The sequence below is a fragment of the Sphingobacterium psychroaquaticum genome (assembly GCF_900177625.1).
GTDB classification, from domain to species: Bacteria; Bacteroidota; Bacteroidia; order Sphingobacteriales; family Sphingobacteriaceae; genus Sphingobacterium; species Sphingobacterium psychroaquaticum.
Genome location: NZ_FXAU01000007.1, coordinates 249,656 through 264,076, shown reverse-complemented (window position 1 = coordinate 264,076; position 14,421 = coordinate 249,656). Strand labels below are relative to the sequence as shown.

Genomic DNA, 14,421 nt, shown 5'->3' with positions numbered 1-14,421 from the left:
GTTATTACCCTAAATTCTTACCATACCGTAAATAAGGATGGCAATAACGCCAAACACCATCATCAAAATATAGAAACCCACATAGCCACTCTGCAGTTGTCTAATTCCTTTGCCTGATCCTACGAAGAAAGAAGCAATACCATTGACGAAACCATCAATACCTAATTTCTCCACATACGTATGTAAGAATGTAGATAACGATTGCAATGGTCTTACAATAATAGCATCATAAAGTTCGTCGACATACAGTTTATTGTATGATAGTCTGTACAAGAAACCTTCATTTTTCTCCGTCATTGGTTTTCCATCCATCTTGCCGTACATGGTATAGGCGACAATAGCCATAACAATCGCAACGATAGCCGAAACTCCCATCAGGAGATATTCCGTTTGATGACTCAATGCCAAATCGAAATCAGCTAAACGGCTCCCTTTATATATTGGTGCCAAGAAATTGGCTAAGGCATGGCTGCCGCCAACAGCTTCAGGAAGGTTAATCCAGCCACCTACAACCGATAAGAACGCAAGAATAATGAGTGGAAATGTCATTTGCCATGGAGATTCATGCAGATGTGCTTTTTGATCCGCAGTTCCCCGGAAGGAACCAAAGAATGTCATAAATAACAACCTAAACATATAGAAAGCCGTACAAATAGCGGTCAACAGTCCAACTCCCCAAAGCACCACATTATGCTGAAAAGCATGCGCTAGTATCTCATCTTTAGAGAAAAAACCTGCGAAGGGCGGAATTCCACTAATGGCAATTGTACCGAGACACATCGTAAAAAAGGTAATAGGTAAGGCTTTTCGCAGTCCTCCCATTTTACGCATGTCCTGTTCATTACCCATCGCATGAATAACTGACCCAGCGCCTAAGAATAAAAGAGCTTTAAAGAAGGCGTGAGTCAATACATGAAAGAATGCCCCCGTGAAAGCACCAACACCCAGTGCCAAAAACATATAGCCCAGCTGTGATACTGTGGAATAGGCCAATACCTTTTTAATATCATTTTGTGTAAGCGCTATAAAGGCTGCAATCAACGCTGTTGCAAGCCCAATGATGGCCATAATCTCCATCGTCAACGGAGACAACATAAATAATACATTCGAACGCACCACCATATAAATACCTGCCGTTACCATCGTTGCCGCATGGATCAATGCCGAAACAGGCGTTGGTCCTGCCATAGCGTCGGGCAACCATGTAAAAAGTGGAATCTGCGCAGATTTACCCGTAGCAGCTACAAACAACAATAAAGTAATAATCACAATGGTACTATCGCCAATAGAAAGACTTGCCGCTTGTGAAAATACAGCACTATATTCTAATGTCCCGAAATGTTCAAGGATAAAAAACATAGCAATCAAAAAGCCCAAATCTCCAATTCGGTTCATGACGAAAGCCTTTTTCGCTGCTGAAGCATAAGAAGAGTTCGTAAACCAAAAACCAATCAATAAGTAGGAACATAAACCAACACCTTCCCAACCAATAAACATGACCAAGTAGTTGGATCCCATTACCAATAAAAGCATGAAAAATACAAAGAGGTTCAAATAAGCAAAAAACTTACCCAGCCCTTTGTCTTCATGCATATAGCTGTAGGAGTATAAATGGATCAGGAAACCAATCCCTGTAATGATAAGCAACATAGCTGCACTCAAAGGATCAACCAAAAAGGACAAAGAAACCTTAAAGTTGCCTACTGAAAACCAATCAAATAAATGCTGGGTTATCGCCGCAGATTGTCCCGCTTTTTGGAGACTCCATATTTCCTGAAATAAAAATGCACTTAATATAAAAGCTATGAATACCGCTCCTGTACCAATAATACCATATATGGCCTTTGGAAATAGATTCCTTCCCAAGCCGTTTAAAACAAAGCCTAGAAATGGGATTAGTGGTATCAACCAAAGTAATTCTGTCATAAAAATCGTACTAATAATCTTTTAATTCCTACTAAAATCGCTACCCTACCAACGCAGCTTACTCAACGTTTCTATATCTACCGACTTGGTATTTCGATACACCATAATAATGATAGCCAACCCGACCGCTACCTCAGCGGCTGCCAACGCCATGACAAAAAACACAAAAACTTGCCCACTGGCATCTCCTCGGTAAGCCGAAAAAGCGGCAAGCAGTAAATTCACCGCATTGAGCATAAGCTCAATGGACATCATAATAATAATAACATTACGACGAATCAGGACACCAATAACGCCAATGGCGAAAATAATACTACAAAAGATAATGTAGTGGTTCAGTGGAACGCCCTGTATGTTTTGAACGATATTTTCCATTATACTTTCTTAACGTCTTTTTTAGCTAATAATACGGCCCCCACCATCGCTGTAAGCAACAGAATAGATGAAATTTCAAAAGGCAACAAAAACTCCTTAAACAATACTTTCCCTAAATTCTTCACTAAACCAACTTCTTCATTTCCAACAACCATCTGATTATTCGGTTCTATTACACGAAATGCTCCCAGAAGAGTTGCAATAAGACACATGCCAGCGATCGCACCCATAATCTTTACGAAATTCGACTTCATTGGCTCGCTTTCCTTGTTGAGATTCAACAACATTAACACAAATAGGAAAAGAACCATAATGGCCCCCATGTATACAATAAAGTTTACAACGGCCAAAAACTGGGCATTTAATAAAATATAATGAATAGTAAGGGTAAAGAAGGTTATTACCAGGTATAGTACACTATGTACCGGATTCTTGGTAAAAATGGTCATCAAAGCGAAAAAAATAGCCAGAAAAGCAACTAAATAAAATACGGTCATGCTAAACAGATTTTTCTTGGTTTAATTTCTTAATATCAAAAGTAGCTTCTACCAACTTATCTTTTCCGTAGATAAAGTCTTTGCGCAAATATTCCGCTGTAACGTGTGGACCGTCCAAATAAATCGCTTCTTTGGGACATGCCTCCTCGCATAGGCCGCAGAAAATGCAACGCAACATGTTTATCTCATATACCGATGCATATTTTTCCTCCCGGTATAAGTGTTCTTCGCCTTTTTTGCGCTCCGCCGAGGTCATCGTTATCGCTTCAGCGGGGCAAGATAAAGCACAAAGTCCGCATGCTGTACAACGCTCTCTACCTTCCTCATCGCGTTTTAGAGAATGTTGCCCTCTAAAATTCTTCGAATAAGGACGTGTCTCCTCCGGATACTTCACCGTAGGAATCTTTTTAAAGAAGTGCTTTAATGTAATTCCAAGCCCCTTTGCAATCGCCGGAAGATAGATCCTCTCCCAGAAATTCATCGGTTTCTGCTCAATAACTTTTTTTCTATTCGATAATGCTTGCATATCTGTTTCTTTTGGAGATACAGTATATTATATCTCTATATTTTTTTAAAAGACAACATCCTGTGTCCCTATATTTACCTTCCTTGTAACCTACCTGCTATTGTCGAAGAAACAATCTCTGCCTTTATGCAAAGTACATATCCTTTACAACAGTAATAATCCCGGTAAGGACAATATTAGCAATGGCTAAAGGAATCAACATTTTCCACCCCAGATTCATCAATTGGTCGTAGCGGAAGCGTGGCAATGTCCACCGCACCCACATAAAGAAAAAGATAAACCCAAATATCTTAAGGAAAAACACCAGTACACCTATAATAGTAATCCAATTGTGCGACAAGCCCAACTCGTTCATAAATGGGAAATTGTAGCCTCCAAAATACAATGCTGCCATCAGGGCCGACGAGACAAACATATTAATGTATTCCGAAAACATGTACAGTCCCAATTTCATCGATGAATATTCGGTATGGTATCCACCAATAAGTTCAGTTTCACATTCAGGTAAATCAAATGGTACACGGTTACATTCAGCAAATGCACAGGTCATAAAAATCAAAAAACCGAGTGGTTGCACCCAAATATTCCAGTTTACAAACCCAGATTGTTGCGCCACAATCTCGCTCATAGAAAGGGTTCCGGTTACCATCAATAAAGCAATAATCGATAACCCCATTCCTATTTCGTAACTGATACTTTGTGAGGCAGCACGGATAGCCCCCATTAAAGAGAATTTATTATTCGAAGCCCAACCGCCAAGCATAATACCATACACACCTAATGCTACAACGCCAAAAATATACAAGACCCCAACATTTATATCGGCAACCTGAAGAGAAACTTCGCGCCCTCCAATAATAAGAGTGCCGCCCCATGGAATGACAGCAGAGCTGATACACGCTGTAATAATAGCAAGCGTTGGCCCGAGAATAAACAATGTTTTATGGGCTCCCGCAGGAATAATTTCTTCCTTAAAGAAAAATTTCCCTCCATCACACAACGGCTGAAGAATCCCCCATAGCCCTGCACGATCTGGTCCATATCGGTCCTGCATAAAGCCGGCAATTTTACGCTCGGCAAGCGTTGAGTACATCGCAATCACAAGGGATATGGTAAAAACCACAACAACAAGGATTAATTTCTCTACGATAACAACAGTTTCCATTCTTTATGCTTTTATTTATTTCAATCGTTCTGTTCGCTCCAATTGCTCTTCATTTGCTGCTTGCAGCACAAGATCCTGTTCAATAACTGCAGGAGGATTAAAAGAGTTATAATGGTTTGCGGTAATCACCGAATCTTTATCAATTTTCGTCGGTTCTTCCAAAATCCAATCCTGCGTTTGCTTCGTGTCAAAACGACAGGTATTACAGATAAAATCTTCGACCTCGTTGTACGCATCCTTACGGCCGGTCACACGCAATACATCTGCTCCTTTGTACCAGAGCGTCACTTTGCCCGAACAGGTCGGACAGTCGCGATGTGCATCTACAGGCTTCGTAAACCAAACACGATTCTTAAACCGGAATGTTTTATCAGTCAGTGCTCCAACCGGGCAAACGTCAATCACATTTCCTATAAAATCGTTATCCAAAGCCTTTTCAATGAAGGTCGATATTTCTGCGTGGTCGCCCCGGCTGATGATACCGTGTTCACGTTGATCTGTAAGCTGATTAGCAACATACACACAGCGGTAGCAAAGGATACACCGGTTCATGTGCAGTTGTATTTTATCCCCGATATCGATCCGTTCAAATGTCCGCCTCGGAAACTTATACCGCGTTTGCTCCGCGCCGTGCTCATAGCTTAAATCTTGTAGCTTACACTCTCCAGCCTGATCACAGATAGGACAATCCAATGGGTGGTTTATCAATAACATCTCAACAACACCCTTGCGCGCTTCGACAACTTCGGGGGACGTAATGTTTTGTACTTCCATACCATCCATCACCGTGGTACGACAAGAAGCAACCAACTTAGGCATAGGGCGAGGATCCTTTTCTGACCCCTTCGATACTTTTACCAAGCAGGTGCGGCATTTTCCTCCACTCCCCTCTAATTTGGAATAGTAGCACATAGCTGGTGGCACAATATCTCCTCCAATCTCTCGTGCTGCATTAAGTATTGTTGTTCCCGGCGTTACATCCACCGGAATTCCATCTATCGTTACCCTAAATTTTTCTTCTGCCATTTTCTATTTCTTTAAAAAAAGCCATTCATTTTACTGGTCACCTTCTTGTCTTCTCTAAGATGATCATCACACCGTCAACGGTTACCGCTTATACCACAGGTTGGCGAGGCTCCGCATAATGTGCTAAGCCAAAATTCCGCTTTTGTGCCTCCTCAGGATGTGTGATATGCCACTCAAATTCATCTCTGAAATGGCGAATTGCAGCAGCCACAGGCCATGCTGCAGCATCCCCCAGCGGACAGATTGTATTTCCTTCGATCTTACGCTGAATATCCCACAACAAATCAATCTCTTCCATGGATCCTTTTCCACTCTCTATATTATGTAGCACTTTTTCCATCCATCCCGTGCCTTCACGACATGGAGAACACTGTCCACAGCTCTCATGGTGATAAAAACGCGTAAAATTCCACGTATTACGGACAATACATTGATCTTCATCATAGGCAATAAAACCACCCGAACCCATCATGGTTCCCGTTTGAAAACCGCCATCCGCCAATGACTCATACGTCATCAAACGATTTTCACCATTCGCTGTCTTAAACACCAAATTAGCGGGTAAAATCGGCACTGAAGAACCGCCGGCCACCACTGCTTTCAAACGTTTACCATTGGCTATACCACCACAGTACTCATCGGAGTATATAAACTCTTCGACGGGAAGTCCCAATTCTATTTCATAAACCCCAGGTTTAACTAAATTGCCCGAAGCCGAAATAAGTTTAGTTCCTGTACTTCGCTCTATTCCAATCTTAGCATACTCCTCTCCGCCATCATTAATGATGGGAACGGTAGCAGCAATAGACTCCACATTGTTTACAACCGTAGGGCAGCCATACAAACCCGCCACAGCAGGAAAAGGAGGTTTAATCCGCGGATTACCACGCTTCCCTTCCAAGGATTCCAATAAAGCGGTCTCTTCTCCACAGATATAAGCACCACCACCAGGTTGCACATAAATCTCCAGATCGTAGCCTTTACCTAAAATATTTTTACCTAAAAAACCCGCAGCTTTTGCTTCAGCGATAGCCTTTTCGAGAATACGTATCTGTGGCATCATCTCTCCACGTACATAGATATATGATGTATTTGCCCCTAAAGCATAACTCGACACAATCATTCCTTCAATGAGCGCATGCGGAATCTTAGTCATCAGATACCTATCTTTAAATGTGCCCGGTTCAGACTCATCGGCATTACAAACCAAATAACGTGCAACACCTTCCGGTTTAGCCAAAAAGCTCCATTTCATTCCCGTCGGGAAACCTGCTCCACCACGTCCACGTAAACCAGATTTTTTCACTTCCTCGACCACATCATCAGGCGTCATAGTCTTGACGGCTTTCTCCACCGCACGATATCCCCCCTGCTGGCGATAAACCTCAAAGCCCTCAATTCCGGGAACATCAATATGTGTCAACAATAGTTTACGTGCCATATTAAATCTGTTGTGCTTTCTCTTTTAATTGCTCAAGAAGCTGGTCGACGCCATCCTCCGTTAAATTTTCATAAAATGTGTAATCTGGGCCAATTTGAAGTACGGGGCCAAAACCACAAGCCGCCATGCACTCAACCCCGCGCCATGAAAACAGACCATCCTCCGTAACCTCCCCTTCTTTAACACCAAGTCTATTTTCAACATGCTTGATGATGCGTTCTGCACCCACCAAGCAACAAGGCCCTGTGCGACAGATTTCGAGTACATACTTCCCTTTAGGCTCCAAAAAGTACATCGTGTAAAACGTTGCAACCTCATACACCTCAATGGGCTGTATCGCTAAATATGCCGCAACTTTATCCATCGCGTCGACACTTAACCAACCGTATTCCGCCTGTACAATATGTAAAATCGGCAGTAAGGCCGATTTCTGTCTCTTCTCCGGATAGCGCGCGACAATTTCAGCAAACTGCGCCAGCATGTCCGCAGAAAATGTCACAATCATATTTTCTTTTACACTAAGCATCTAATTCTCCTGCAATAACGTTTAAACTACTCATGTTGATAATCGCATCAGAAAGCAACATCCCACTACTCATCGGGGCAAACATCTGATAATTGACGAACGATGGTCTACGGAAATGTAAGCGGTAAGGCGATCGACCTCCATCGTGGATCAGGTAAAAACCTAATTCACCATTCGCTCCCTCCACGGAATGGTATACTTCCGACTGTGGAGTCTCCCACTCCCCCATCACAATCTTAAAGTGATAGATCAATGCTTCCATATTCGTATACACCTGCTCCTTCGGAGGAAGATAAAAAGCAGGAACATCGGCGTGAAATACACCGACTGGTTCTTTCTCTATTTTTCGGAGCGCCTGCTCGATAATACGTAACGATTGCCACATTTCAGCATTTCGTACCATAAACCGATCATACACATCTCCTGTTGTGCCAACAGGAACATCAAAGTCAAATTCTTCGTACGAACAATACGGTGAAACCACGCGAACATCGTAATCAACTCCTGTTGCTCGCAAAATTGGTCCAGACCAACTATAGCTCAGTGCCTCTTCCGGTGTTACCGCTGCTACGCCTGACGTACGCTCAATGAAAATTCTGTTCCGAACGAAAAGCTCTTCAAACTCTTTCAATACTGGAGGGAATCGCTCTAGGAAGGCTTCAATTTTTTGAAAAGCTATCGCGTTGAAATCACGCTCAAACCCACCTATCCTACCAATATTAGTCGTTAAGCGCGCACCACAAATCTCTTCGAAGATTTCATAGATAAACTCCCGCTCTTGCATCACATAGAGAAAGCCCGAAAAGGCTCCTGTATCGACGCCCAGGATCCCATTACAGATAATATGATCTGCTATACGAGCGAGTTCCATGACGATTACACGCATATACTGAACACGCTTTGGAATCTCTATTTCTAATAACTTCTCGACGGTCATGTGCCACCCCATATTATTAATTGGAGACGAACAGTAGTTTAAGCGGTCAGTTAAGGGGGTAATCTGATAAAACGGACGATGTTCTGCAATCTTTTCGAAAGCCCTGTGAATATAACCGATAGTAGAAACTCCACTAACAATACGCTCACCATCAATCTGCACCACATTTTGGAATACACCATGGGTCGCAGGGTGAGTTGGTCCGATATTTAAAGTTACCAGCGCATCTTGCGGATCATTATCTATGAAAACAGGTTTATTGGGTGTTATTTTGGTTATAGTCTTACTCATTACATTTCGGTTTTTAGCGTCCAAAATAAAAATCCTTTTTATCTACTCGGTTTGGATCTTCTAAAGGATATTCTTTTCGCATTGGAAAAACATCAAGGTCATCCATATTTAAGATACGACGAAGGTCAGGATGGCCATCGAATACAACACCGTAAAAATCGTATGTCTCGCGTTCCATCCAATTGGCTCCGTTCCAAAGGACCGTGGCCGTCGGAATATGGATATGATCTTTATCTAGAAATACCTTAACACGAATTCGAAGGTTCTCATACATATTGTGCAGATGATAAACCACACAGTACTCCCGCCCTATTTGCAATGGATAATGTACAGCAGTAATATCGGTTAGATAATTAAAACCTAGCGTACTATCCTCCTTCAAATGACTCAACAAAGCAATAAGGGACGCCGCACTAGTTTCCACCGTCAATAATCCATGTGGCTCACCAATCAAAGAGATGGACTCACCAAATGCAACACGTAAGTTGTCTAATACACTATTATTATCCATTGTTTGTTGCTATACCGTACTTTTCCAATAGAGCCTTGTACTCCGGCGTATTCCTCCGGTTCAACGACTCATTCTTAACAATCTCCTGTAATTTCAGGACGCCATCTAAAATAGCTTCAGGTCGAGGCGGACAGCCGGGAACGTATACGTCCACCGGTATAATTTCATCAATCCCTTGCAAAACTGAATATGTGTCGAAAATCCCCCCACTTGAAGCGCACGCACCTACGGCAATTACCCATCGAGGCTCAGCCATTTGAATATATACCTGCTTCAGTACAGGAGCCATCTTTTTCGCAATAGTCCCCATCACCAACAACATATCAGCCTGTCGAGGGGAAAAACTTGGTCGCTCCGCACCAAAACGAGCTAAATCATATGTGGAGCCCATGGTCGCCATGAACTCAATCCCACAACACGAAGTCGCAAAAGGCAAAGGCCACAAAGAGTTCGCCCGCGCCAAACCAATGGCTTTATCCAAACTCGTTGCGAAGAAACCTGCGCCTTCCACTCCTGGAGGTGCTTCTGCTAATGTCACTACTTTACTCATGACTATTTTTTTGGTTTATTATTTAAAGTTTATATTGATGCTTCCTTTATAAGGAACAGGCAGGCAAAACAGGAACTAATCCCAGTCCAACGCCTTCTTCTTGATCACATAAATGAACCCCAATAGAAGCAGTCCCATGAAAACGAACATCTCTATCAATCCATTTACACCAAACTCGCGGAAATTAACAGCCCACGGATACATGAATATCACCTCCACATCAAAAATGACGAACAAGATAGCAACCAAGAAATATTTAACGGAAAACGGCTGTCTGGCATTACCAATGACTTCAACACCCGACTCGAAAGCACCAAGCTTGTTTGCTGTTCGAACTTTAGGGCCGATCATATGCGTCCCAATGATTGTTAAAACACCAAACGCTACCGCGACACCCAATTGTATCAAAATTGGAATATAATCAACTGGTGTGCTTGTTAGGTCTACACTTTCCATAATGTTAGTTTATTATCTTTTCTCAGTAACAAACTTAATTAAATTTTCTTTCAATACCAATACAAAAGGGCTGTAAATCAAAGAAATTTAACGCATTTTGTTAGAATTTATACCGTCAACACACCAGCTGGTGGCGCATCATCTACAAGATGGATTTACCCAGGTTACCCCACCAAAAACTACTTATATACGGTCTAAATAACAACAAAAAAAGGGCTGAAAAATCAGCCCTTTTTATAGAATAAGAAAAATCTTATAATTGCCCTGCGAATTGTCCTGCGAACTCATCATCTGGACTAACCTTCAACGTCTCTTCGAAGTACGTCTTAGCTTTAGCATTATTACCTTTCAAGTAGCTGAAATATCCAAGGTAGTTGTTTGCATCAACTAAGTAAGGGATCTTTTCAGCATCAGTGATAGTGGAAGCTTTAACAGCAGCCAAAAGTTTTGTAAATGTATCAACAAACAAACCTTGTGCTTTCTCTGGATCATACATTACATTATCTAGAGCAAGTTCAGCTAATCCTTTATAGTACAATGCATTTACACTATACTTTTTCACGATATCTTCTTTATTAGCAGCTGCAACAATACCTAATGCTTTTACAGCTTCTTCTAAGATTGGTCTAGCTTTCTCTAGTTTTTCTTTACCTAGTTCTGGCGTAACCTCTTCACCTTCGCCTGGAGAAACAAGTTTTGAACCGTTACCATAAAGTGCTGAACCTAAATAGAAGTTCGCATCATAGTAGTAATCAGAAGTTGGCATCGATGCCGGAATTCTGAAGATTTTAACGGCCGCATCAACTTCACCGTCTTGGTATTTGGCAAATGCTGTTTCTGCAATTTCTGCTTCTAAGTTATCGTCTTCTGTCTGTTTAGCCATTGCTTCTTTCAACAAAGACAAGCCTTTTGCTTCATCTCCTGCTGTAAGGTTTGCTAAACCAGCCATCAAGTAATCACGAGGGATCAAACGTTCAGGTTTTACGCGAGAGAACAACGTATTCATATATTCCGCTGCTTTCGCATAATCCTTATCTTGCAAGTATGCAGTATAACCTAGGTAACGGAATACTTTTGAATCCACCCCCGGCGCATTAGCTAACTCTTGGGATACTTTCTTCAACTCATCGTAGTTACCAGAGTATACCAAGAAATCGGCATAACGTGTTTTTGCTTCCACAGACTGGTCACCTGTTAACGATAAATATTTTTTGTAGTTTTCTACCGCTTGGGTGTTGATTTCACGATATTTCTCTTCCGGTGCTTTCAAAGAAGAAAGATAGTACGTCTCTGCCAACTCACGGAAGATCGGTGCGTAGTTTGGATTCTCACTTGCTAAAGCAGTTAATTGCTCCAATACAACATCATAAGCCTGCGCTCTTCTCGAAATAATAGCTTGTCCAATTTTTGGAGTAAGCAAGCTCGGATCCATATACTCTGCATCGCGGTAGTTCACGAAAGCTTGACTACTTTCACCTAAGCCCGCATAAGCGTCACCTAAAGCGATAAAGACCTGTGGATCTTTTTCGTTCTTACTTTTCGCTTGTGTTAAATATTCAATCGCTTTTGTGTAATCAGGCTTTGGCGCATCGATATATGCTTCACCGATATACAATAAAGGAAGGTAATCCTTTTTACCTAGTCCAGAAACTGCAGAAGCAAACTTACTTTCAGCTGCACTTTGATTGCCCCCCATTAGATCAACAATACCTAAACCAACATTATTCAATTGCTCCTTAGGTGCATTTGTAAGACCTTGATTAAATACAATTGCAGCAGAATCAACTTTATCATTGATTAAGTGGATCTTCCCTAAATAAAAGTAGTTCTCTCCATCCTTAGCCTTTTTCTCAACTAAGTTTTGCAACATACCTTTTGCCTTATCATACTGCTCAGCAGTCATGGCCGCTTTTGCATCTTTTAAGCTTTGCGCACTTACAGAACCAACTGTTCCAGCTAATAATAAACTTAAAACTAATTTGCTGTTTGTCATAATTTATCTGTGTTCTTTTTTATTTTCAAACTTAGATAAAGATACTTTAAAAAAGTAAAATTATCGATATCACTCACTCTGCAATATATAGGCAGAATCCTAATTAAATATTGTCCCTAATAATGATTTCTCTACCCGGCATGGATGCAGGTACTAGCCCCGACTTCAGCACGATTCGCTGTCCACGATCACCCGTTAAAAAAGCAGAAAATCCAATCCCCAATCCCATGTTAGGTTGATAGTTCAAGACATAAAAAGTACGTCTTAATGGGTATTGTTCTGCTGCAATAGTGGATTGGTTAGGCTTATAATACATATTATCTGCCTTTTCACCAATCGTATTCTTCACGCTCAAGATACGAATATTATTTGAAAACGATGATTCCAAATCTAAATATTCATTATAACTAATGACACCGATACGATCGCTATTGTTCATAACAGTGTTAAGCACCCCGCGCGCATCGCCCACACCTTCGACAAAATTGGAAGCAACTTTTTCTATCTTCCCTAATTCCTGTAATTGCCTAAAACTACTGGAATTCAAATTATCAAAGATCAATTTCTTATTGTTCGCATTCTGTCCCTTCATCATATCGAGTACAACTGGAATAGTAACGCTTGTATCAGCCGATTTAGTATTACCAACAAACACAACGGCATCAGACCATACTGGAAAAACGCGTGGTTTAATCGAACGATTAGCAAAATACTCATTTTCCTTTTCATTCAACTCACGGGCCAATACAGCGACCGTTGCCTTATCAGCTAACAACTCTTTAACAGCAAGAACTTCTGGTTTAACTATGATGTTCAATTTTGCATTGGGATAAGCTGCAAGAAAAACCTCCTCTTGCTCTCTCATCAATGGGAATATAGAAGCATCTACCACGACATTTAATGTCCCTACTAAAATATCCTCTTTTGAACCACCTTTAGGAGCTGCCGTACTGTCGACATTGGATTGCCCTTCATTTTTTGTATTAAAGCATCCCACTGTCGTCATTAACAACAAAGCAGCCATTCCTCCGTAGATATATCTTTTCATATAAACCATCGTTAAAAATTCAATACTGAACTAGCGAAAAAAATTATTCTGCCACAAGCGCGCAAAACGCATAAAAGAATAAACGATAAGCAAAACGCCAAAAATATTCTTGTATGCCGGATCAATCGCAATGGGAAAATTATTCCAAAAAATCACCAGTACACCTAGGATGAAATAAAAGGCAAACATCGCTAGGCCTAAAATAGACAGAAATCGCTGTGATGGCGATTTCTGACTAAATTTTTTTGTGTTTCTGTTAAAACCACTCATCTTATTGTTGAAGATCTAAGGTCATCGGTAACTGATACTGTACACGAACCGGACGACCATTTTGAATACCTGGTTTCCATTTCTTCGCTTTTTTCAGCACGTTAATCAATGCTTGTCCTGTTCCATAAGAAAGGTCTTTTACAACTTTCATGTCAGTCAAACTACCATCTCTTTCAACAACGAAAGAAACAACGATTTGACCTTTCACCCCAGCATCAATTGCACCTTGCGGATACGAATAACTTTCTTGAACCCACTTACGGAATGCATTAATACCTCCTTGTGGATCTGGGTTAACCTCTACGGCTGTAAACACTTTATCAATATCTGGGTTACCATCAGGCTTACCTTCGGCAGAACCTGTGATTGCACCTTCTACTTTTTTAGGACCAAACTCCCCAGTTGGTACACCTGAAGCACCTTTCGTACCTTTTAATGTAATACGTGCTGGAGTTTTGTTTTCCTTTTTGATTTCTTCCTGCGTCACAACCTCTTCTTTTACTTGCTGCTGCGGCACAACCTTCGGTTCTGGGAATCTTACTAGATCTTCAGCAGGTGGCTCCTGAGCAATACGTTGTGGTTGTTCTTCTTCTGGTGGAAGAGGCTCTTCTTCTTCTTTTTCAGGCTCCGGAATTTCCAAATCCTCTAAAGTAACTTCCGTAATCATAGGAGCTTCTTCAACAGGCTTGTCTGGAAAAATCTTAATATTAAAGACTTTTGGAGCACTCAAAACAAGAACCGAAGCCGTGATAGCGAACAAACCGATATTAGTAGCCTTCGGCGCAAATTTGCGTAGGTCGTAGGCACCATATTCTTTGTTTCTATTCGCAAAAACGACATCAAGCCATTCTTTTTTGAATATATCTAATTTAGAACCAAACAT

Annotated in this window: 15 protein-coding genes; all 15 read right to left on the bottom strand. The window is 41.3% G+C overall.

The features are described 5' to 3' along the window. Window positions 1–9: 9 nt before the first annotated feature. Complete coding sequence (gene nuoL, locus B9Y69_RS16960) at window positions 10–1,926, bottom strand: NADH-quinone oxidoreductase subunit L (RefSeq protein ID WP_085474166.1); 1,917 nt, start codon at window positions 1,924–1,926, stop codon at window positions 10–12. A gap of 45 nt (window positions 1,927–1,971) precedes the next feature. Beyond that, window positions 1,972–2,301, bottom strand: coding sequence for an NADH-quinone oxidoreductase subunit NuoK (gene nuoK / locus B9Y69_RS16955; RefSeq protein ID WP_085474165.1), 330 nt, complete (start codon window positions 2,299–2,301; stop codon window positions 1,972–1,974). Then, entirely contained in the window at window positions 2,301–2,798 is a 498-nt protein-coding gene (locus B9Y69_RS16950; protein WP_085474164.1) for an NADH-quinone oxidoreductase subunit J family protein, read from the bottom strand. The genes nuoK and B9Y69_RS16950 overlap by 1 nt, the downstream gene beginning before the upstream one ends. A gap of 1 nt (window position 2,799) precedes the next feature. Next, window positions 2,800–3,324 carry a NuoI/complex I 23 kDa subunit family protein gene (locus B9Y69_RS16945; RefSeq protein ID WP_085474163.1) on the bottom strand — a complete coding sequence of 175 codons (525 nt, stop codon included), beginning with the start codon at window positions 3,322–3,324 and terminating at the stop codon, window positions 2,800–2,802. A gap of 124 nt (window positions 3,325–3,448) precedes the next feature. Further along, window positions 3,449–4,489 carry an NADH-quinone oxidoreductase subunit NuoH gene (gene nuoH / locus B9Y69_RS16940; RefSeq protein ID WP_085474162.1) on the bottom strand — a complete coding sequence of 347 codons (1,041 nt, stop codon included), beginning with the start codon at window positions 4,487–4,489 and terminating at the stop codon, window positions 3,449–3,451. 15 nt (window positions 4,490–4,504) lie between these two features. Further along, window positions 4,505–5,515: an NADH-quinone oxidoreductase subunit G gene (locus B9Y69_RS16935; protein ID WP_085474161.1), complete on the bottom strand. Its 1,011-nt coding sequence runs from the start codon at window positions 5,513–5,515 to the stop codon at window positions 4,505–4,507. 88 nt (window positions 5,516–5,603) lie between these two features. Beyond that, window positions 5,604–6,956: an NADH-quinone oxidoreductase subunit NuoF gene (gene nuoF, locus B9Y69_RS16930; protein ID WP_085474160.1), complete on the bottom strand. Its 1,353-nt coding sequence runs from the start codon at window positions 6,954–6,956 to the stop codon at window positions 5,604–5,606. A 1-nt stretch (window position 6,957) separates the two neighbouring features. Then, window positions 6,958–7,482, bottom strand: a complete 525-nt coding sequence (locus tag B9Y69_RS16925) for an NADH-quinone oxidoreductase subunit NuoE family protein (protein WP_085474159.1) — start codon at window positions 7,480–7,482, stop codon at window positions 6,958–6,960. Next, a complete protein-coding gene (locus B9Y69_RS16920; protein ID WP_085474158.1) occupies window positions 7,475–8,710 on the bottom strand; it encodes an NADH-quinone oxidoreductase subunit D in 1,236 nt (411 codons plus the stop codon). Before B9Y69_RS16920 ends, B9Y69_RS16925 begins: the two co-directional genes overlap by 8 nt. 13 nt (window positions 8,711–8,723) lie before the next feature. Further along, window positions 8,724–9,221: an NADH-quinone oxidoreductase subunit C gene (locus B9Y69_RS16915; protein WP_085474157.1), complete on the bottom strand. Its 498-nt coding sequence runs from the start codon at window positions 9,219–9,221 to the stop codon at window positions 8,724–8,726. After that, on the bottom strand, window positions 9,214–9,771 hold the full coding sequence (locus tag B9Y69_RS16910; RefSeq protein WP_085474156.1) for an NADH-quinone oxidoreductase subunit B: 558 nt from the start codon (window positions 9,769–9,771) through the stop codon (window positions 9,214–9,216). The genes B9Y69_RS16915 and B9Y69_RS16910 overlap by 8 nt, the downstream gene beginning before the upstream one ends. A gap of 75 nt (window positions 9,772–9,846) precedes the next feature. Beyond that, the gene (locus tag B9Y69_RS16905; RefSeq protein ID WP_085474155.1) at window positions 9,847–10,227 is read right to left on the bottom strand and encodes an NADH-quinone oxidoreductase subunit A; all 381 of its coding nucleotides are present in this window, start codon (window positions 10,225–10,227) and stop codon (window positions 9,847–9,849) included. Window positions 10,228–10,480: 253 nt separating this feature from the next. Beyond that, window positions 10,481–12,220 (bottom strand): tetratricopeptide repeat protein, encoded by a 1,740-nt coding sequence (locus B9Y69_RS16900; RefSeq protein WP_085474154.1) that lies wholly within the window; start codon window positions 12,218–12,220, stop codon window positions 10,481–10,483. 103 nt (window positions 12,221–12,323) lie between these two features. Then, window positions 12,324–13,268, bottom strand: coding sequence for a PstS family phosphate ABC transporter substrate-binding protein (locus B9Y69_RS16895; protein WP_159451877.1), 945 nt, complete (start codon window positions 13,266–13,268; stop codon window positions 12,324–12,326). A 271-nt stretch (window positions 13,269–13,539) separates the two neighbouring features. Further along, a complete protein-coding gene (locus B9Y69_RS16885) occupies window positions 13,540–14,421 on the bottom strand; it encodes an energy transducer TonB (RefSeq protein ID WP_085474151.1) in 882 nt (293 codons plus the stop codon).